This window comes from Agarivorans sp. OAG1 (assembly GCF_037076485.1).
Taxonomy (GTDB): domain Bacteria; phylum Pseudomonadota; class Gammaproteobacteria; order Enterobacterales; family Celerinatantimonadaceae; genus Agarivorans; species Agarivorans albus.
In genome coordinates, this window is sequence record NZ_AP028990.1 from 982,238 (window position 1) to 1,002,293 (window position 20,056).

The following is a 20,056-nucleotide window of genomic DNA, read 5'->3' on the forward strand; positions in this document are numbered from 1 at the left end:
TTGCGTTAAATAATATTAATATAATCTTTTATATATTAATGCTTTAGCTAAAAGATGGTGAGAGCGGCATCTAAGGCTATTTGTATCCAGATTCTCGTAAGCGCTTGTAAACCGTATTGCGACTGATACCAAGCTGTTGAGCTGTCTTGGATATATTGCAAGAAAGTAACTGATAAACCGCGACTATGTCATCACTATTTGGCGGTTTAACTTGTTCTGGCTCAGAGTTAGTTTGCGAAGAGCTTGGGGTAAACACTTCTACGTTAGTGACTTGGCCATCAAGGTCGGCAAAAAAGTCGTCGGGAAGGTGCTGTAAATCGATGGCTTGATTATCAGACATCGCTTGGGCGATTTGAATAACACTCACTAGCTGGCGAATGTTGCCAGGCCAAGGGTGCTGGCAAAAGCTATGCATTGCACGTTCTGTAATTAAGGCATCTTGCGGTGTTTCTGCATAGTAATTTAGCAAAAATTGGATAAGGTGTTGGCGATCACTCCGATGGCGAAGCGCCGGTAGTTCAATGTTTAAGCCGCTCACGCGGTAGTATAAATCTTGACGAAAACTGCCTGCTTCTACATCGTCTTTTAAGTTTCGGTTCGTCGCTGAAACTAGCTTAAAATCTACCGGGTAAGACTCGGTACTGCCCAAGGGGTTAACTCTGCGCTCCTGCAGCACCCTTAATAAGCGCGCTTGTACATTCAAGGGCATGTCACCAATTTCATCTAAAAAGAGGGTGCCTTTATCTGCCTTGCGGATCAGCCCTATATAGCCTTTGCTGCTAGAGCCAGTAAACGCGCCTTTTTCATAACCAAACAGTTCCGATTCCACCAACTCTTGGGGAATCGCCGCACAGTTTACCGTTACCATATTTTGTTTGCTGCGCTGGCTTGAGTGGTGCAGCGCTTTTACAAACACCTCTTTTCCTACCCCAGTTTCTCCGCGGATCAAAATGGGGATCTCTTTATCTACAATGCGTTTGCTTTGTGCCACGGCCTTAGCCATTACCGGGTCGCCTAAATTAAGGTCGTCGAGCAAGAATGCTTGTTTTTCTGAAAAGTGTTGCGCTTTGTTCTGCTCGGGCTTAAGCAAGGTTCTAAAATCTAATACTCGTGGTTTTGCTTGCTTAGGTTTATGTAAAACGCCATGCACCCTAAACTGCTGACGTGTAATCAACGGAACTTGAAAGCTCTCAGGCTGGTTAATCAGTTGGTTAACGCTTACTTCAAATAGCTCACTTATGTTCACCAGCTTTAAGTCGGTGGCTAGCACTAATTCTGCACGGCGATTGGCCGAAATCACTAAGCCGGTTTCATCAAATACAATCAGTGCCGACCATTGGCTATCAATGTTCTCCGGGCTGGTATTAAAACGCAGCAAAAAGTGCTCGCTATTGAAGTGGGAAATAATCAGTTGATTTTCAACCGCTTGCGACATGATCTTAACCATGCCTAGGGTATGAGATTCCGGCAGATAAGTATCGCTAGAGATATCAATCACCCCCACCATTTCCCTATCAACCCCATAAATGGGCGCTGCCGAACCAGTCATAAAGCGGTTGGCCACTAAAAAGTGCTCGTCATGATGAATTTGCACTACGCTACCGGTTTTTAAGGCGGTGCCAATGGCGTTGGTGCCTAGCACCGGTTCTTGCCAGCCAGTGCCTGGTGAGAAGATTTCTTGATGCTGCTGTTTAAAGCGTTGCTCCCCCCAACTTTTTAATACATAGCCTTGATGGTCTGCCAGCATAACTTGGCTATTGCTGTTGCTTAGCAAGTTCTCGTAATACGGCAGTACTTGATGGTGGGTTGTCTCAAGTAATTGATGATGCTGTTCCAATAGGCACGACAAATCCCCCGCAGACTTATGCTCTACGTTTGGCTCACTATGATGGGTTAAGCCAGATTCTCGACAGCGCTGCCAAGAACTCTTAATTAGGGCTTCATGCTCTATATACCACTGTGATTTCTCGCTCATCTCAATCCTTAAATCAGCATCACATTGTTTAGCAGTGAACAGTGTTAGGCAGGCACTTTCGCATACGAACATTAATTGGTCAAAATCGATTAACAAAATGTTCACATTGATCACACTAAATGAACATGTTTTTATTAAAGTAAATGCTGTTATGTTTATTAAGTTTAATTAAAACAATGGGTTAATTTTTATTGGTGAGCTTGGCATAACTCTGGCAATAAGCTTCGTAGATTTGCGAATTTGAACAGAGTGCGAACATTGTTCAGCACAGAACAATAAGGAGATCCCCCGCCTATGTCACTGACATTGGAAAACGTAACAAGGATGGTCGATGGCCAGTATTACATTAACCAAGCCAATCTCAATTTTGAGCCCGGCTCGTTTAACGTACTACTGGGCCGCACCTTATCAGGCAAAACCAGTTTAATGCGGCTAATGGCCGGATTAGATAAACCTAATACAGGCCGAGTGTTAATGAATGGCCTAGATGTTACCGGCGTATCGGTGCAAGAGCGCAATGTATCGATGGTCTATCAGCAGTTTATTAACTACCCCAACATGAGCGTTTACGACAACATTGCCTCGCCTTTGCGCTTAGCCAATGAGTCGGAAACCACCATTAAGAAGCGGGTAATGGAAACGGCCGAAATGCTGCGCATTACGCCATTTTTGTCTCGCTTGCCTTTGGAGCTCTCTGGTGGACAGCAGCAACGTACCGCTATGGCGCGAGCCTTAATTAAAGATGCAGACATCATTTTATTTGATGAGCCCTTGGTGAACTTAGATTACAAGTTACGTGAAGAGCTGCGCCAAGAAATGCGCGAGTTATTTGCGCAGCGCAATACCATTGCGGTGTATGCCACCACCGAACCTAATGAAGCACTCGCACTAGGCGGTACCACCACTATTTTGCACGAAGGCAGGGTGATTCAAAGCGGCCCAACGGCCGATACCTACCATTCGCCTTGCAATGTTACGGCAGCAGCTTTGTTTAACGAGCCGCCAATTAACCTTATTGCCGGCAAAATGAGCGCCACCGAAGTGACCTTTGATGACAAAGTGCACTTCCCGCTAAATGCCGACTTAAAAGCCTTGGGAGAAGGGAACTACCAGTTTGGCATTCGCCCTAGCCATTTAAGTTTACTGCCCAAAAATGATGACGATTTAGAGATTTCGGTTCAAGTTGAGCTAGCAGAAATCTCCGGCTCCGAAACCTTTTTGCACGTGCGTAACGAGCACTTCCAATTAGTGCTGCATCTCTCCGGCGTTCATTCCTACCACGTAGACGAAAAAATAAAAATTTATGTGCCAACCCATAAGTTGCATGTATTCGACCATGCCGGTGAGCTTATTCAAGCGTCAAGCCGTCGTATAGAGGATCATTATCATGGCTGAGATCCAACTTAAGTCTTTAGCGCATTGTTACGACAAACAGGCCGAACAACCGCAATATGCGATTCGCGAAATGAACCATGTGTGGCAAAAGGGCGGTGCATACGCCTTGCTGGGTCCATCTGGTTGCGGCAAATCTACCCTATTAAACATTATCTCAGGCTTGCTAGAACCCTCAGACGGTGAGGTCTTGTTTGATGGCGTAAGAGTAAACGACATTCCGCCGCAAGAGCGCAACATAGCCCAAGTATTCCAGTTTCCGGTGGTGTACGACACCATGACGGTGTTTGATAACTTGGCCTTTCCACTGCGCAACATGGGCGCTAGTAAAGCCAAGGTGCAGTCTAAAGTGGGCGAAATTGCCGAGATCCTCGATCTCACCGCGGTGCTCAATAAAAAGGCCGCCAACTTAAGTGCCGACGAAAAACAAAAAGTCTCGATGGGCCGCGGCTTAGTGCGTGACGACGTATCGGCCATTTTGTTTGATGAGCCACTTACGGTTATCGATCCCCACCTTAAATGGAAGCTGCGCCGCAAGCTCAAGCAAATTCATGAGCAGTTTAATATCACCATGGTGTACGTCACCCACGATCAGCTAGAGGCTTCTACTTTTGCCGACAAAATTGCGGTGATGTACAACGGCCAAGTGGTGCAGTTTGGCACCCCTCGAGAGCTGTTCGAGCAGCCTAATCATACCTTTGTGGGCTACTTTATTGGCAGCCCAGGCATGAATTTAATGGAAGTTGAACGCTGCGAGCAGGGCGTATGCTTTGGTGAGCAAAGTATTGCTTTAAATGAACACGAGCTAAACGCGGTTAATGCTAGCCAATCTACCAACTTAAAAGTGGGTATTCGTCCCGAGTTTGTGCATGTATGGGATAAACCCAATGGCGATGCCTACCAAGCAGAAGTACTGTTTGTTGAAGACCTAGGCACCTACAAAATCCTAAGTTTAAAACTGGGTGAGCAGGTGATTAAAGCCCGCTTGCAAGAAGACCAAAAAGTCCCTCATCAAACCGCCTATATCAGTTTTCCCGAGCAATGGTTGATGCTCTATATCGACGAATACTTGATCGCCAAGGAAGCACATCATGATTAAACCCTATACCAATAAAGCGTGGTACTTGGTACTGCCCGTGTTTGCGCTGGTGGCCTTTAGCGCCATTGTGCCCTTAATGACCGTGGTGAATTATTCGATACAGGATATTTTTGATGCCAATACCCGTTACTTTGTGGGCACCGAATGGTATCGCGAAATCCTTAACGATACCCGTTTGCACGACTCCTTAATTCGCCAATTTATCTTCTCTGGTTCGGTGTTATTAATCGAAATTCCCTTAGGTATTTTGGTGGCCTTAATGATGCCCTCCCGTGGCCCCGGCTCGGTAGTGTGTTTGCTGGTATTAGCCTTACCACTGCTGGTGCCACTAAATGTTGTGGGTACTATTTGGCAAATTTTTGGTCGCGCCGATATTGGCCTATTTGGTTGGGCACTTAATAGCCTAGGCATCGATTATAACTATGCTGCCAACCCTATGGATGCGTGGTTTACCGTATTGCTGATGGACGTATGGCATTGGACATCGCTGGTTGCCTTGCTGTGTTACTCCGGCTTACGGGCTATTCCCGATGCCTATTATCAAGCAGCGCGAATAGACCGCGCTTCCAACTGGGCAGTATTTCGTTTTATCCAGCTTCCCAAGCTTAAAAACGTATTGCTAATTGGCGTACTGCTGCGCTTTATGGACAGCTTCATGATTTACACCGAGCCCTTTGTACTTACTGGCGGCGGGCCGGGTAACTCCACCACCTTCCTCAGCCAAACCCTCACCAAAATGGCGGTAGGCCAGTTTGATATTGGGCCAGCAGGGGCGTTCTCGATCATTTATTTCTTAATCATTTTGTTAGTCAGTTGGCTGTTTTACACCGCTATGACTCATAACGACAGCAAGTAAGTACTGCGAAAGGATGCAATTATGAATATGAAAAAAACACTAGGGATGAGTGCCTATATCTTGTTCCTGCTGTTACCGATTTATTGGCTGGTGATTATGTCGTTTAAGAGTAATCAAGAAATACTCGGCGGGCTTAGTTTTTGGCCAGAGCATTTTACCTTTGCTAACTATTCCACCATTTTTAGCGACGCCAGCTGGTACATGGGTTATGTGAACTCGATTTACTACGTGTCACTCAATATGGTGATTACCTTAGCGGTAGCGCTGCCGGCAGCTTACGCCTTTTCGCGCTTTCGTTTTATTGGCGACAAACACCTGTTCTTTTGGTTGCTAACGAACCGAATGGCGCCGCCAGCGGTATTTTTGCTGCCGTTTTTCCAACTTTACTCATCGGTGGGTTTGTTTGATACCCACATCGCTGTGGCCCTAGCGCATTGTTTGTTTAACGTGCCGCTAGCGGTGTGGATCCTCGAAGGCTTTATGTCGGGTGTGCCACGCGAGATAGACGAAACCGCCTACATCGACGGTTACAGCTTTCCTCGCTTCTTCGCCAAAATTTTTATTCCGCTTATTCGCTCGGGCATTGGGGTAACCGCCTTTTTCTGTTTCATGTTCAGTTGGGTAGAGCTGCTGTTAGCTAGAACCTTAACCTCGGTAGACGCTAAACCGATTGCCGCAGTAATGACCAGAACAGTGAGTGCCTCGGGCATTGATTGGGGAGTGCTAGCGGCAGCGGGTGTGCTCACTATTTTGCCGGGCGTATTAGTAATTTGGTTTGTTAGAAACCACGTAGCCAAGGGCTTTGCCCTCGGACGGGTATAGGAGAAACAACATGAACTGGATGGCATGGACAACTCCATCAGCATTATTTTTTACCGGCATCGCCTGCATTTTGTTTGTGATGACCTGTTGGGAGCTAAAAAGCCCCTGCGTGGCGCGAAAAGGTTTTTTACCGATAGCTACTACCCGTGGCGATCGATTGTTTATTGGCTTGTTAAGCAGTGCGTTTATTCATCTTGGATTTATCGGGATGACCGAACTCAGCATTTGGCTGCCCTTTGCGGTAGCTGTGGTGTGGCTGTTTATCGTAATGAGATGGGGGTAAGCAACACAAAACTCGAGAGCAAAAATGGATGTGCAAAGGCATCAAGAGGTGCCTCAAAAAACAACATGCACTTTAAAAAAACAAAAGGAATGAAGAAATGCCCTACAACAAAAAATCAGTGTTTAAGCTAGCTCGTCTTAGTGTAGCAATGGTCATTGCCGGATGTAGTAGCTTAGCCTTAGCAGATCAATACAGTGATGCCGCTAAACAATGGGTGGGAGAAGAGTTTACGCCTTCTACCTTGAGTCAGCAGCAGCAAATGGATGAGATGGCTTGGTTTACAGAAGCGGCAAAACCATTTCGTGGTATGGAAATTAATGTAGCCTCAGAAACCATTACCACCCATGAATATGAAAGTAAGACCTTAGCCAAGGCATTTTTTGAGATAACCGGTATTAAGGTTAATCATGATTTGATCCAAGAAGGCGATGTAGTAGAAAAACTGCAAACGCAAATGCAGTCGGGTCGTAATATTTATGATGCCTACGTAAACGATTCAGACTTAATTGGTACCCACTTTCGCTACGGCAAAGTGGTACCCATTAGTGACTTTATAAAAGGCGAGGGTAAAGACGTAACCCTGCCAACCTTAGATCTAGAAGATTTTATTGGCTTAAGTTTTACCACTGGGCCAGATGGAAAAATCTACCAGCTACCAGACCAACAGTTTGCTAACTTATATTGGTTCCGCGCCGACTGGTTTGAACGTGCCGATCTAAAAGAGAAATTTAAAGCCGAATACGGTTACGAGCTAGGTGTACCGCTAAACTGGTCTGCCTATGAAGATATCGCCGAATTCTTCTCAGAAAAAGTAAAAACCATTGATGGCGAGCGTGTTTACGGCCACATGGATTACGGCAAAAAAGATCCATCATTAGGTTGGCGCTTTACCGATGCGTGGCTATCTATGGCGGGTGCGGGCGACAAAGGCATTCCTAATGGTGTGCCGGTAGACGAATGGGGCATTCGGGTAGAAGGCTGTAACCCTGTTGGCTCAAGCGTAGAACGTGGTGGTGCCACCAATGGCCCAGCGGCCGTTTATGCCACCGCTAAATATGTAGAATGGCTTAAAAAATACGCGCCACCCGAAGCCCCAGGCATGACCTTTGGTGAAGCAGGCCCAGTTCCTGCCCAAGGCAGTGTGGCGCAACAAATCTTTTGGTATACAGCCTTTACTGCTGACATGACCAAACCGGGATTACCGGTCGTTAATGAAGATGGCACGCCAAAATGGCGCATGGCACCTTCACCACGCGGTCCATACTGGGAAGAGGGCATGAAGCTGGGTTATCAAGATACCGGCTCATGGACGTTCCTAAATTCAACGCCGCTAGACAGACGCCAAGCCGCTTGGTTGTACGCTCAGTTTGTAGTGTCTAAATCAGTATCGCTTAAGAAAACCTTGGTGGGTTTAACGCCTATTCGTGAGTCGGATATTAACTCGCAAGCGATGACCGACGCCGCACCTAAACTAGGTGGTTTGGTGGAATTCTACCGCAGCGATGCGCGGGTACAATGGACACCAACCGGTACCAACGTGCCAGACTATCCAAAACTGGCACAGCTTTGGTGGCAATATGTGGCTGAAGCCGCCAGTGGTGAGAAAACTCCACAACAAGCAATGGACGGCCTAGCCGCTGCACAAGACAAAGTGTTAACACGCTTAGAGCGCAGCGGTGCGCAAGGTGAGTGTGGTCCTAAACTTAACCCTAAGCAAGATGCCTCTTACTGGCTAAACCAACCTGGCTCACCTAAAGCCAAGTTAGCCAACGAGAAGCCACAAGGTAAAACCATCGCTTATAAAGATTTAATCGCCCAATAAGCAAATCAGTAAATCAAAAGACCCAGCCTTCGCTGGGTCTTTTTGTTCGTGATTGGTTTCGAATAGTAAGTTGCTTGTTTTGGAAAGAAGAGCTTAGATAGGGAAGCAAGGGTATTTAAAGTGACTTTGTCCCTTTTATTTGTTGGTTAACATTAGCGACACAGGAGCAAAACCAACTGTTTTTTGTCCTGCTGAATTGGATTGTTAGGGCCTCAACTACTAATACTTTTCGTGATTCGTTAGAGCCGCTATATGCCTGACTTCATTGGCATTACTACGAATTCTCTTTGCTTCTTTTTCAAAGCTTTCAATTACTGCTTTAGAAGTAGGTTCTTCATTTAACTTGGTAATCGACATGATTATACTGAATAAAACCCATGAAGCATCAATTGCTAAATCAATAATATTATCGTCAAGGTGTGCATCACCGCATTCTCTATTTCTTACTTCTCCATGCCAGCTAGGATTTCTAATAAACATTGCTGTGTCACCTAATGGAACTAAATACCCATGAAATAACGAATGACGATAACTCATTAAGTCTTTTGCTGCTGTTGCAGCTATTTTCAAAACTTCGTTTGCTTTAGACGTTAATTCATTACTACCTTTTTCTAATATTTCGATCCACTTATGAGCGGAGCTTTTATCCGTTGAAGGTCTAACACCTTCAACTTGTTCATTTTGTAGAACCCATACAGCTCTTTCTAAATGTGACTCGAACATTCCCCAAGTAACAGCAAACACACCTATTTTTTGTTGTGTTTCAATAGAAACCCCAAGCTCTTTGATTTTCAGGGTCGCCAATAAAGCGTTTTTCGTATGAGTTGGAAGTTTCACCGAACTCTCCTTGACCTGCTTGTTAGTTTAAGATTTTAAGTGTTCGGCAAATTGGTCTGTGAACTGATATTTTGTGACGTTTTTACCAAATTCCGTTACATCAATAATTAGCCCTTTGGCTGCAAGTGACTTTAGCTGCTGCTCTAGCGAATCATGCTCTTCGAGGTAATAGGATAGATGTGGACCAGAAGCGTTAAACATCCAGCTTTTGCTCAAAACATAAAATTCACGGTGGTAACTAAAATCCGGGTTAGACAAGTCAGACTTCATTTCCGAGAGTAATTTTTCGTGCTCATTCCACAATTTTTTATAGAATGATTCCTCTGTTTTTTTACTCTCTTTAGCTTTGCGGATATCTGTATATTTATTACCAAAATAAGTTCCTGCAGCACCAGTGGCCGTACCTGCAAGAAAACCTATAGCCATGCTCATATAGTCCATTTATCACCTAGTAAACTAACGCTTAAAGCAGCGGCGCTTTTAGCGTCCGCTGCCTTTACTTGTTACATGCTTACCCATTGTTTGGGTCATTAGGGTTTGTGGGTGAATTTTTCGATGAACTCACTCCTTTTGCTATAGCAAAGCCAGAAACTGCTGAAAGTATTGGCAACCCCGCTTCCGCCGTAATAGTTTTGGTTAGCATCAATATTGCGAGAATAATTACTATAAAAACTGCAACAACTACCTGACCATAAGTTGACCAAAATTCGTTCCTTTTTTGGAGATAATCCGCATAAGCCTCATTCACATATACTGGTAGGTTAGAACGTATTTTGTGTGTGCTTAGGAAATCCAAATAGTATTCATAATTTACAAAACCTCGGGAGTCATCAGAAAATGCCTTCCACGCAAAGAATACAATTGCTCCCACAACAAGAAGACCAAGTACGGCAACGATTAGAACTAGCCAAAGCATATCTATCGTTATAGTAATCTCTTCCATTTAGTACTCCATTAGTTGCTTGGGCATGTAACAGCTTATTAATAGGAAAATTTCCTTGTTTAAACACGGGATTTTTCCTCTTTCACGCATTTGATAAATCCAAGATTACCATCTTTCCTAAACTACATCAGCCATCTAGTTTCAAAAGTAACAAAAACATCAGCACGAAATACGGAATGCATTTGGGGAAAGAAGGAACAGCAATTTACATGTGTAAAATCACAGTACTTTATTGGTTTGAACTTACTAAAGCTAAGAGTAAGCAGGAGGATGGTTGCTGCTCAGTGCCGCCGAAGCTACATGCGTTTAATCAAAAACAGTGCCGATGTTAACGCTAGAGATAAACCGTGGGTTTTGCTTTATTCGCTGATGTAAGCGCTCTAGTTGGATGGCGTCACTGTATTTGGGAAATACGTTTACGTCGGCTAGTTGATGATGGGCTATTTTCTTTTGTCGCCACTTGCTGCAAACAGAATGCAATAGCAGGCGGTCGGTTTCGCGTACAAAGGCTTTGGCGCGATAACGCCAAATTATCTTACGTAGTACTTGGCTTAATTGGCGGTTGTGCTGCTTTATCGCCAGTTGGTAGAGGTATTCGTAAAATGAAAGGTCTTCGTCACTTTTGGGGCTAAGTTTACTTAGTGCGGAAAACTCGACTTCTTGGGAGAACTGAAAGTGGGAAATGTTATTGAGCTGCAGAGCCATGTAGGTGCGGTGGCATTTGGAGCAGCGCCCACAGTTGCTGCTTGGGTCTTCCCAGCATACCCATAAGTTGTCTAAGGCTTCTGGGTAGTGTTTGATTAAGGCGATTTTAGCGGCTCGATCGGCTTCTAAGCCAAGGTGTGAAATTTGGCAGGACTCGCTAGACCATAAGGGATCTAACAACGGGTGGCTGTTAGAAGGGTTAATCGCATCGTAGGTAACTGCCCCACTAATTGCCATGCTTTTAGGATTGAGCAGCAAGCTAACACTGGCTAAAGACGCGCCAAAGTTGGCAAAGCGGGCTAGGCCTGTCCAACCGGTAAACTCTTTTAAGTTACTTTCTACGCAAATTAGCCTTTTGTTAAACAGCTTGGCGGTTTTTTGGCAGCGGGCGACCAGCTGTTGCCAGGCTGGCTGGGGCATGGAGAAGTCGAAGCCATTAATTAGCACTAAATTGTCTAGTTGCTCTTGGTGCTTAATCAGATTGTAGGTGCCATCTACTCCGCCAGAGAAAAAGGCGCTGTGGCCTAATTGACTAGCTGATGGCTTAAAGGTTTGGGTATTAGCGTTTACCTTAATGCACTTAAAAATGGGGTTCCAAGCGTGCATCATGGTTTGAATAAGCGGCAGTTTTTCTAACAAGCTTGCCGATACGTAATACCGGCGGTCGATCTCTATGTCTTCGCCCAAAAGCATGGCAGGAATGAGCGCGGAGCACAAAAATGGGCTGGCGTCGTTACAGGCTATTAAGCACTCACTGCTGGTTTTAAACCACAAGGGAAAAGGGCCCAGCATGGCCGATATTTTGTGGTAATTGTTATGCTTTTCTAAGTTGAGCTGGTGGATTTTCATCGATTTTAATGCCGCACGAATAATTGTTTTAGCTTGTGGGCATAGCCATGCAGGATAAGTTCGTCGGCTTGTTTGATTAAAGCGCGCATATCAAAATCATGTTTGATGTGCTGCAGCGCTTCGATCATCACTGTGTCGTCTACCGCGATGGCTTGGTCGAGGTTTTCCTCAAGAAACTGTACATCGTGAATGTTATAAAGCTTTTGGTCTCGCAGTTTTTGTTTAACTAATTGGTCGCTAAGCGGGGGAAAAGAGTCGGTCTTTATACCTAATAAACGCAGGCTGCTCATGGTGCGAAGGCATTTTTCACATTCACCACAGTTGTAGCCATGGTCGTGCCAGCAAACCCTTAAAATTTTTAAAAAGTCTTGGTCTTGAGTGAGTTGTTTAAGTTTGTCGATACGTCTTACCTCGGCGCCATGATGGACAATTTGGGTGTGGTGATTACTCCATAAATGGTCGGTAATGTAGTTAGAGCCTTCGGGAACATTGTTTTGGTAGGTTAATCCAGCGGCAATAAAACACTTCTTTACCCCCAAGGCGAGCGCAATGCTGGACAGGCCGCCACCAAAACATACGCCCCATTTTAATTGGTTGTGGTAACCCAAAAACCTAACGTTAGTTTCGACTGGATAAAGTAGCTTGTGGTGTTTTTCCAAATACTGTTGATTACACGCAAAGGCTTGTTGGTATAGCTCGTCGCTAGACAGCTGCATATCAATGCCTTTGGCAAATAGAAGGTAATCGATGTCTTGTTGGTTTTGTTGGTAAGTATGGTAACCGTCGACCCCTCCAGAGAAAAACGACACTTTATCATTGCAAGGAAACGGCTCTTCCTTAGCGGTGCCGCCCTTTATCTTAATATGGCGCATGTTGTGGCCAAGGTAGTCTTGCCAATAAGCAAAAATGTCCTGCAGCTGTTCGAGGTTGCGTAGCAAGGTAGGGGAGTAGGTTGCGCTGTCTTCTAGCTGCAAGTCTTGGTTTTTTGCCATGCAAATCAGTAAACAAGCGGCAATAAATGGGTCGGCACTTAAGCGAGGTTGTAGCGGGGCGGGGAATTTGTACCATAAGTCGAAGCCAGCGCAATCGGCCCGAAGAATAGCGTGGTCGGGTTGCTGCTCAATGCGGATTTGGGAAATCTTCATAAAGCCTCCTTGCTGACTAGGGTCTGTGGATCTTTCGAGCTGATGTTTGCAGCAGTTTGTGGCTTATTCATTCAGCCAGATGCTTTGATGTGTAGCTAAGCTAAATGAGAAGCCGATAACGCAGTAGAAACGAGCCACAAACACTGCCCGAAGGGTTCGGCTAAAACCGCTTTATGCTTTGTTAAGGAGTATTAGCTTAGAATAACTAGGCAGCACACTCCTTGCCGCGCCTAAAATAAATTTATCTCGAACAAAATTTAACCGCGAAAGTTCAACAGACCCTAATAAGCGTAGTGCGGGCAAGGAGATTTTAAAAATTCAAGTGCACAAAAATGGCTATTTAGCTGCTAGAGAGTTGCTGAGTGTAGTCTGCATTTGTTTACAACAAAGCAGTTATAGAGAGCCCAAGCGCAAGGCTAATTAGGTTTTTTAAGTTGCGCTAAAGCGCTCAAATAGCCGCAAAGTTTAAGTTAGCTATCGTTTAAGTGGGCCAAACAAACGGCTGTTGCACTGGTTCGGTTTTCCACTGCCAGCTTGGTAAACACCGCTTCAAGGTGTTTGTTTACGGTACGTGGGCTCATGTCTAAAATTTGCGCGATTTCTCGATTGGTTTTGCCTCTAGCTAGCCACAGCACTACTTCTGATTCGCGCTCGGTTAAACTGAAGCGCTGGCGCAAGGAGTCGCGCTGGCTTTGGTCGTCGTTATTTACCAAGCGAAGTAAGTGCTCACCCGGTGACGATTGCCCCAAGTAGCGAACTTGCAACGCTGTGTTGAGGTTTTTAAGCGACAACATGCTGTGTTTAGCAGGTGTATGGGCTAACCACTGCTTAAGTTGAGGGCAAATCACCTCAGCTGCTGTGGTGGATAAGTCCTGCTGCGATGCCAATGTTTCGCTTGCTTTGGCGCTTACCCAAATCATTTCGCCTCGGCTATTGGCGGTAAAGCTAGCTTGGCCTATTTCATCTAGGGCGCCATGGGCGCTGCGGGTGAGGCGAGCATTGCTAATATGTACTTTTATCCGGGCAAACAGTTCATCAAGTTTTACTGGTTTATTGATGTAGTCTACTCCGCCAGATTCTAGCCCCTTAACCACCGACTCACTGCTGCTTAATCCGGTCATAAAGATCACTGGAATATCGCTAAGTTGAGTATTTTTTTTAAGTTGCTGGCAGGCTTCAAAACCGTCCATATTTGGCATTAATGCGTCCATGAGTACTAAGTCTGGAGTAATGCGTTGGCTAATGTTGAGAGCTTGTTGCCCATCCATGGCAATTAACACGGTGTAGCCTTGTTCAATTAAAGCGGTGTTAAGCATCGCCACCGATTCGGTAGCATCGTCAACAACGAGGATTAGTCCCTTTGAGTTTGTGGCGTTCATTAGATTACGACCTTTTCACAATAAGCGGTAATGCTGGCAAATTGATACTGTTCTAATTCCTTTCTTAGGGCGCGAGTTATGGTGTGTAACGCGCTGTCTTTCTCTAGGTTTTTTATTAGTCTATCAATCCCTTGTACAAAGCCTAGTTGCGCCATTTCGGCGATTTCTTGCAGCTGTTCGCGTTGGCTTTGGTTTAGTTGAATGTTTAGCGCTTGCGGCTCGGGCGAGGCGCTTTGCGTACTGGTGTTTTGGTAGTTCCAATCTATGGCTAAGGCTTTGGCAACTTTTTCTAGTAGCGCGTTATCGCGCATGGGCTTAGCCAGGTAGTCATTGTGTAACGCTGGCTCGTGAATTTCTTCAGCGGCATTAAAATAAGGCGCTTCTGTGGCATCGGCCGAAACCATGATGATCGGTACATTAATGCCATTGCTGCGAAGTTTTTTAAGCAGTTGCCAGCCATTCATATCTGGCATGGAGATGTCGAGCAAAAACAGATCAATGGCGCTTAAGTAGGTATTGCTTAAACAACACAAAGCATCATTGGCTTCATGAACCACAAAACCCAGTGGCGATAGTATTTCTGATACTAAGTTACGGTGATTAGGGTCATCGTCTACCACCATTACGGTTTTGCTAGGGCCTTTGATAGAGTTTACTGGCGCTTGCACAGACTGCGGCTGCTGATCTTTGTTTAAGCTAGCCAGCATGATGCTCAGTTTAAAGCTGCTACCTTTGCCAATCTCACTGCTTACACTAATGTTGCCGCCCATTATGTCGGTAAGTAACTGAGTAATGGTTAAGCCTAAGCCGGTGCCGGGAGAGCTGGGTATGTCCCTTTTCTCTACTCGCTCAAAGGGTTTGAATATTCGCTCGATATCTTGTTCGCTAATGCCTACGCCGCTGTCGGTAATGGTGAATTCTGCGACTTGATTACGGTAATAAACGTCTAAGGTTACCGAGCCTTGTTGAGTAAATTTAACCGCGTTGGACAATAGGTTGATGAGTATTTGCCGCAATTGAGTTTCGTCTGCGGTTACCCAGTTGGGCAGGTAAGGGCTGGGATTGTAAACGAAGGAAATGCCTTTGCTTTTGGCTTGAAGGCTGAACATATCTACCAAGTCATCCAGCAATTCACCAATGGCCACTTCGTCACGTTGTAATTCGATGCGGCCTGCTTCGATGCGCGAGATATCTAATAGGCCTTCAATTATATCGGCGAGGTGCTCTCCGCTACGTTTGATAAGCGAGACTTTAGCGCTGTGCTCGGGCGCTAAACTTGGCGATTTTTCTAAGAGTTGTGCGTAACCCAGCACCGAGTTAAGCGGGGTGCGAAGTTCATGACTAATGCCAGTGAGATAGCGGCTTTTAGCTTGGTTGGCTGATTCGGCCGTTTCTTTGGCCTGCTGCAAGGCTTGGTCGGTCACCTCGTGGGCAGATATTTCGCGGCTAAGTAACTCGGTTTGGCGCTGCGATTCATCTAATGCAAACTGGCGGCTGTCGTTGGCTAAAACAAATAGCCAAACCAGCACGCCAACGATAATCATCAATAAGAAAAATACGTGGCTTAAGGTTGCTGAAACTGCCGCTTTAGTGGCAAATTCGGTTACCGGGATCCGCGAATAGACTAGGTAAAACAAGCTGGCAATGAGCAAGGCAATGAGCGCCATTAAGCCAGAGAAATTCAGCAGGCGAGTATTCATTAAGGATGACACGGCTTTAGGAAGCACCAGGCTAACAAATTGACTTAGTTGCTGACCAAAGCGCGCGTTTTCTTTGCATTGATCATGGCAGCGCGCATCTAGGGTGCAACATAGCGAACATATTGCGCCGCCATAGGCTGGGCAGCTGGCTAAGTCTTCTATTTCAAAATGGTTTTGGCAAACCGTACATTCTCCTTGGTGAGCCTGCAGTAGATTGGGCTCTCTAGCTAGGTAGTAGCGGCCTTTGGTTAAAATAGCGATGATAGGAGAGCACACAAAAGCGGTGCTTAAGCCGATGTAAGGCGCCAGCGCTTGGGCTGTGTCGCCGGCATTTCCGGTATAACAATAAATGCTCAAAACAGATGCAATCACCATGGAGCCAACCCCAACCGGGTTAATGTCGTAGAGGTGGGCGCGTTTAAACTCAATGTGCTTGGGGCTATAACCTAAGGGTTTGTTTATCACTAAATCGGCTACCAATGCGCCAACCCAAGCAACCGCCACATTCGAGTAAATGCCGAGGATGTCTTCTAACGCGGCATAGATGCCTAACTCCATAATCAGCAGGGCAATAATCACGTTAAATACCAGCCACACTACGCGACCAGGGTGGCTATGAGTTAAGCGAGAGAAGAAGTTTGACCATGCGATAGAGCCGGCATAGGCGTTCGTTACGTTAATTTTAAGCTGACAAACCAAAACAAAAATACCCGCCAAGGAGAGCGCAAGCAATGGGGATTGAGCCATATAAGAAAAGGCCACTTGGTACATTTGAATAGGATCTCCGGCCACATCTTCGGCCACTCCGGCATTAATGGCTAGTACCACTAAAAACGATCCTAAGAGTATTTTTAGTGCACCAACAATAATCCAACCTGGACCCGCCGATAACAAGGCTACCCACCAACAGGCTCGGTGTTTTTTCTTGGCCTCGGGCATAAAACGTAAGAAGTCTACTTGCTCTCCAATTTGCGCCATTAACGAGAAAAGGATCCCCGACGCTGCACCAAATAAATGCAGGTTAAACTCACCTGAATTGCCGCTCTCTAGCTTGCCTTCAAACTGTAGCCAGTTGTTAATAGCACTGGACTCATGCCACAAAATAAAAATAAGTGGAGCCAGCTGTAGTACCAGCCATATGGGTTGGCTCCACAGTTGAAAACGGCTAATAAAGGTGATCCCATGTGTCACTAAGGGGATTACTACAACGGCACTAATTAAGTAGCCAATGCTTAAAGGAATGTGAAATAACAGCTCTAAAGCCGAGGCCATAATGGCCGCCTCAATGGCAAAAAAGATAAAGGTAAACGAGGCATAAATGAGAGAGGTAATGGTAGAGCCTATGTAGCCAAAACCCGCGCCGCGCGTAAGCAAATCGATGTCGACGCCATAGCGTGCTGCGTAATAAGAAATAGGCAGCCCGCAGAAAAATATAATTGCCGAAACCAGCAATATGGCGATTAAAGAATTGTTGAAACCAAAGTTAAGAATTAGTGCACCACCAATGGCTTCTAGGGCTAAAAAAGATATTGCGCCCAAAGCGGTATTGGAGACGCGTGCAACCGACCACTTACGGGCATTTTTAGAAGTAAACCTTAGCGCATAATCTTCTAAAGTTTGGTTGGCTACCCAGCGGTTATAGTTTCTACGGGCTTTAAATACATGCTGGTCTTTCATCCCTTAAACGCCTTCCTTTGCGAATTCACAGGTTTTATAAGCATTTTTCGCGCCGTGGCTTTATCACCCTTTTGTTAAAATGGTTATTAAAATCAGACTGTTATGCTTGTTTAACTGAGTTATTTGTTGGTAGCGGTTTGCCACTCTCTTTAATATCTTGACCCTAAATCAATCTCTTATTCACCGCTATGCGTCAAATGACGTAGGTCGCTAGGGTGAACGGCGAATTTTGCTCAGCCTTGCAATTTCGCATCATGGTATTCACCAAGTACGGACACTTTGTCTTACACACTCAGTAGGGATACCACTATGCAAAATCTCAAGAAAACAGGCTTAAGCAATTCGCTACGCCGTAATCTGTTAAAAGGAATGATGGCATTGCCTGCCGCAATGCTGGTTTCACAACTAAGCTTTGCAGCAGCGCCTAGCACCGCTGAAGTAAATACTACCGGCTTAGCCGTAACCGACGACACGGTGAAGGTTGGTATTCTGCACTCGGTAACTGGCACCATGGCCATTAGTGAAACTGGCTCGGTGCAAGCCGAGATGCTAGCCATTGAGCAAATTAACGCAATGGGCGGCGTATTAGGGCGCCAGATTGAATACATTCAAGAAGATGGTGCCAGTGACTGGCCAACCTTTGCCGAAAAATCGAAGAAGTTATTAGTTAAAGATAAAGCAGCGGCGGTATTTGGTTGCTGGACTTCTGCTTCTCGTAAAGCGGTATTACCAGTGTTTGAGCAATATAACGGCATGCTTTACTACCCAACGTTTTACGAAGGTTTAGAGCAATCTCCTAACGTAATTTACACCGGCCAAGAAGCTACTCAGCAAATTATTGCAGGGATTGATTGGGTAACCGATACCAAAGATGCCAAGAGTTTCTTCTTACTGGGTTCTGATTACATTTGGCCACGTACTTCTAACAAAATTGCCCGCAAACACATTGAAAAACTGGGTTTAAAAGTAGTGGGCGAAGAGTACTACCCACTGGGTCATACTCAGTTCAACTCGGTTATCAACAAAATTAAGCTTAAAAAGCCTGATGTGATTTACGCCATTGTAGTAGGTGGGTCTAACGTTGCTTTCTACAAGCAGCTTAAGGCCGCGGGCATCGATATGAACAAAGAGAAGCCACTGGTACTAACTATTTCGGTAACCGAAGACGAGATCTTGGGCATTGGCGGTGAAAATATTCAAGGTGCTTACGCTGCCATGAAGTACTTCCAAAGCTTAACCAACCAAAACAATGAAGAGTTTGTAGCAGCCTTTAAAAAGCGCTGGGGCGACGACATTGTAATTGGCGACGTAACCCAAGCTGCCTACTTAGGCCCATGGTTGTGGAAAGCTGCGGTAGAAAAAGCCGGCTCGTTTGATATCGACAAAGTACGTGCTGCTTCGCCAAACCTAGAGCTAACCACTGCGCCAGAAGGTTATGTGAAAGTTCACGAAAACCATCACCTATGGTCTAAAACGCGAATTGGTCACGCTCAAGCTGATGGTCAATACGACATCGTTTATGAAACCGCAGACTTAATTGAACCAAACCCATTCCCTAAAGGTTATCAGTAACCGCTGTAGGTGGCTCAGCTCGCTGGGCCACTTGTTCTTTCGCTAGCTTTTAAGAGGGACTGAATATGTTTGCCGATTATACCAGCTCAGAGCTAACCGCCATTTTCGCCATGCAGGGATTTGCCGGTCTTATTTTGTTTTCTGTATTTGTTCTTATGGCCCTAGGTCTAGCCATTATATTCGGTCAAATGGGCGTAATTAATATGGCCCATGGCGAGTTTATGATCCTAGGAGCTTACATTACTTACCTTACTTCACAGCTATTTAGCAATTACCTTCCGGGTCTATTTGATGGCTACTTTTTTGTGGCAATGCTGCTGGCGTTTATTGTCACTGCAGCGCTGGGTGCGCTGGTGGAGTGGGCGATGATTCGCCATTTGTACAAACGTCCACTAGATACCTTACTAGCTACCTGGGGTTTAAGCCTTATTTTACAGCAGCTCTATCGCACTGTGTTTGGCGCTCGAGAAGTGGGAGTGAGCCTACCTGATTGGCTAATGGGCTCTTATGCGATTACCGACATTATTGAAGTGCCAATTAACGGCATATTTGTGATGGCATTAACCATCATGATCACCATTGGCGTGTACTTGCTAATGCAAAAATCTCGCTTAGGTAAACAAACCCGAGCGGTGGTACAAAACCGCGCAATGGCGGGCGCTGTTGGTATTAATACCGAGAAGGTTGACCGTTACACCTTTGCCTTAGGTTGCGGCATTGCCGGTATTGCTGGCTCGGCCTTTACCATGGTGGGTTCTACCGGCCCAACAGCAGGGCAGCTCTACATTGTAGACACCTTCTTAGTGGTGGTATTTGGTGGCGCGTCAAGCTTGCTTGGTACCGTTGCATCGGCCTTTACCATCTCACAAGCGCAATCAACCATGGAGTTTTTCCTTAGTGGTTCGATGGCCAAAGTTCTCACCTTATTGACCGTGGTAGGTATTTTAATGCTGCGCCCTCAAGGTCTGTTTTCGCTCAAGGTTCGTCGTTAGGGAGAATG

General features: G+C 45.6%; 16 protein-coding genes. 8 read left to right on the plus strand and 8 right to left on the minus strand.

Annotation, left to right across the window (positions count from 1 at the left end; genetic code table 11):
- Positions 1-76: 76 nt before the first annotated feature.
- Positions 77-1,975, minus strand: a complete 1,899-nt coding sequence (locus OAG1_RS04575) for a sigma-54-dependent Fis family transcriptional regulator (RefSeq protein WP_338624366.1) — start codon at positions 1,973-1,975, stop codon at positions 77-79.
- Positions 1,976-2,269: 294 nt separating this feature from the next.
- Between OAG1_RS04575 and OAG1_RS04580 the strand changes: the two genes are divergently transcribed.
- From OAG1_RS04580 to OAG1_RS04605, 6 genes are all read left to right on the plus strand, one after another.
- Positions 2,270-3,370: an ABC transporter ATP-binding protein gene (locus OAG1_RS04580; protein WP_152784455.1), complete on the plus strand. Its 1,101-nt coding sequence runs from the start codon at positions 2,270-2,272 to the stop codon at positions 3,368-3,370.
- Positions 3,363-4,466, plus strand: coding sequence for an ABC transporter ATP-binding protein (locus OAG1_RS04585; protein ID WP_338624370.1), 1,104 nt, complete (start codon positions 3,363-3,365; stop codon positions 4,464-4,466). Before OAG1_RS04580 ends, OAG1_RS04585 begins: the two co-directional genes overlap by 8 nt.
- Entirely contained in the window at positions 4,459-5,322 is an 864-nt protein-coding gene (locus OAG1_RS04590; RefSeq protein WP_016401347.1) for a sugar ABC transporter permease, read from the plus strand. The genes OAG1_RS04585 and OAG1_RS04590 overlap by 8 nt, the downstream gene beginning before the upstream one ends.
- Positions 5,323-5,343: 21 nt before the next feature.
- Positions 5,344-6,144, plus strand: a complete 801-nt coding sequence (locus tag OAG1_RS04595; protein WP_338624373.1) for a carbohydrate ABC transporter permease — start codon at positions 5,344-5,346, stop codon at positions 6,142-6,144.
- Positions 6,145-6,154: 10 nt separating this feature from the next.
- The gene (locus OAG1_RS04600; RefSeq protein ID WP_016401345.1) at positions 6,155-6,427 is read left to right on the plus strand and encodes a DUF2160 domain-containing protein; all 273 of its coding nucleotides are present in this window, start codon (positions 6,155-6,157) and stop codon (positions 6,425-6,427) included.
- A gap of 97 nt (positions 6,428-6,524) precedes the next feature.
- On the plus strand, positions 6,525-8,249 hold the full coding sequence (locus tag OAG1_RS04605) for an ABC transporter substrate-binding protein (protein WP_016401344.1): 1,725 nt from the start codon (positions 6,525-6,527) through the stop codon (positions 8,247-8,249).
- A gap of 219 nt (positions 8,250-8,468) precedes the next feature.
- On the opposite strand, the gene OAG1_RS04610 is transcribed toward OAG1_RS04605, so the two are convergent.
- The 7 genes from OAG1_RS04610 to OAG1_RS04640 form a co-directional block, all read right to left on the minus strand.
- Complete coding sequence (locus OAG1_RS04610; RefSeq protein ID WP_338624376.1) at positions 8,469-9,086, minus strand: hypothetical protein; 618 nt, start codon at positions 9,084-9,086, stop codon at positions 8,469-8,471.
- A 27-nt stretch (positions 9,087-9,113) separates the two neighbouring features.
- The gene (locus OAG1_RS04615; protein ID WP_338624378.1) at positions 9,114-9,527 is read right to left on the minus strand and encodes a hypothetical protein; all 414 of its coding nucleotides are present in this window, start codon (positions 9,525-9,527) and stop codon (positions 9,114-9,116) included.
- A gap of 70 nt (positions 9,528-9,597) precedes the next feature.
- Complete coding sequence (locus OAG1_RS04620; protein WP_338624380.1) at positions 9,598-10,029, minus strand: hypothetical protein; 432 nt, start codon at positions 10,027-10,029, stop codon at positions 9,598-9,600.
- A gap of 306 nt (positions 10,030-10,335) precedes the next feature.
- Positions 10,336-11,583, minus strand: coding sequence for a hypothetical protein (locus OAG1_RS04625; protein WP_338624382.1), 1,248 nt, complete (start codon positions 11,581-11,583; stop codon positions 10,336-10,338).
- A 5-nt stretch (positions 11,584-11,588) separates the two neighbouring features.
- Positions 11,589-12,728: a hypothetical protein gene (locus OAG1_RS04630; RefSeq protein WP_338624384.1), complete on the minus strand. Its 1,140-nt coding sequence runs from the start codon at positions 12,726-12,728 to the stop codon at positions 11,589-11,591.
- 470 nt (positions 12,729-13,198) lie between these two features.
- The gene (locus tag OAG1_RS04635; protein WP_338624386.1) at positions 13,199-14,107 is read right to left on the minus strand and encodes a response regulator; all 909 of its coding nucleotides are present in this window, start codon (positions 14,105-14,107) and stop codon (positions 13,199-13,201) included.
- Positions 14,107-17,484 (minus strand): ATP-binding protein, encoded by a 3,378-nt coding sequence (locus tag OAG1_RS04640; protein WP_338624388.1) that lies wholly within the window; start codon positions 17,482-17,484, stop codon positions 14,107-14,109. The genes OAG1_RS04635 and OAG1_RS04640 overlap by 1 nt, the downstream gene beginning before the upstream one ends.
- A gap of 309 nt (positions 17,485-17,793) precedes the next feature.
- Between OAG1_RS04640 and urtA the strand changes: the two genes are divergently transcribed.
- Positions 17,794-19,056: an urea ABC transporter substrate-binding protein gene (gene urtA / locus OAG1_RS04645; RefSeq protein ID WP_016401337.1), complete on the plus strand. Its 1,263-nt coding sequence runs from the start codon at positions 17,794-17,796 to the stop codon at positions 19,054-19,056.
- Between the two features lie 65 nt (positions 19,057-19,121).
- A complete protein-coding gene (urtB, locus tag OAG1_RS04650) occupies positions 19,122-20,048 on the plus strand; it encodes an urea ABC transporter permease subunit UrtB (protein ID WP_016401336.1) in 927 nt (308 codons plus the stop codon).
- Positions 20,049-20,056: the final 8 nt, after the last annotated feature.

Coding starts and splice junctions, on each gene's coding strand:
- OAG1_RS04575 (WP_338624366.1), bottom strand. CDS start 1,975: ATGAGCGAGAAATCACAGTGGTATATAGAGCATGAAGCCCTAATTAAG.
- OAG1_RS04580 (WP_152784455.1), top strand. CDS start 2,270: ATGTCACTGACATTGGAAAACGTAACAAGGATGGTCGATGGCCAGTAT.
- OAG1_RS04585 (WP_338624370.1), top strand. CDS start 3,363: ATGGCTGAGATCCAACTTAAGTCTTTAGCGCATTGTTACGACAAACAG.
- OAG1_RS04590 (WP_016401347.1), top strand. CDS start 4,459: ATGATTAAACCCTATACCAATAAAGCGTGGTACTTGGTACTGCCCGTG.
- OAG1_RS04595 (WP_338624373.1), top strand. CDS start 5,344: ATGAATATGAAAAAAACACTAGGGATGAGTGCCTATATCTTGTTCCTG.
- OAG1_RS04600 (WP_016401345.1), top strand. CDS start 6,155: ATGAACTGGATGGCATGGACAACTCCATCAGCATTATTTTTTACCGGC.
- OAG1_RS04605 (WP_016401344.1), top strand. CDS start 6,525: ATGCCCTACAACAAAAAATCAGTGTTTAAGCTAGCTCGTCTTAGTGTA.
- OAG1_RS04615 (WP_338624378.1), bottom strand. CDS start 9,527: ATGGACTATATGAGCATGGCTATAGGTTTTCTTGCAGGTACGGCCACT.
- OAG1_RS04620 (WP_338624380.1), bottom strand. CDS start 10,029: ATGGAAGAGATTACTATAACGATAGATATGCTTTGGCTAGTTCTAATC.
- OAG1_RS04625 (WP_338624382.1), bottom strand. CDS start 11,583: ATGAAAATCCACCAGCTCAACTTAGAAAAGCATAACAATTACCACAAA.
- OAG1_RS04630 (WP_338624384.1), bottom strand. CDS start 12,728: ATGAAGATTTCCCAAATCCGCATTGAGCAGCAACCCGACCACGCTATT.
- OAG1_RS04635 (WP_338624386.1), bottom strand. CDS start 14,107: ATGAACGCCACAAACTCAAAGGGACTAATCCTCGTTGTTGACGATGCT.
- OAG1_RS04640 (WP_338624388.1), bottom strand. CDS start 17,484: ATGAAAGACCAGCATGTATTTAAAGCCCGTAGAAACTATAACCGCTGG.
- urtA (WP_016401337.1), top strand. CDS start 17,794: ATGCAAAATCTCAAGAAAACAGGCTTAAGCAATTCGCTACGCCGTAAT.
- urtB (WP_016401336.1), top strand. CDS start 19,122: ATGTTTGCCGATTATACCAGCTCAGAGCTAACCGCCATTTTCGCCATG.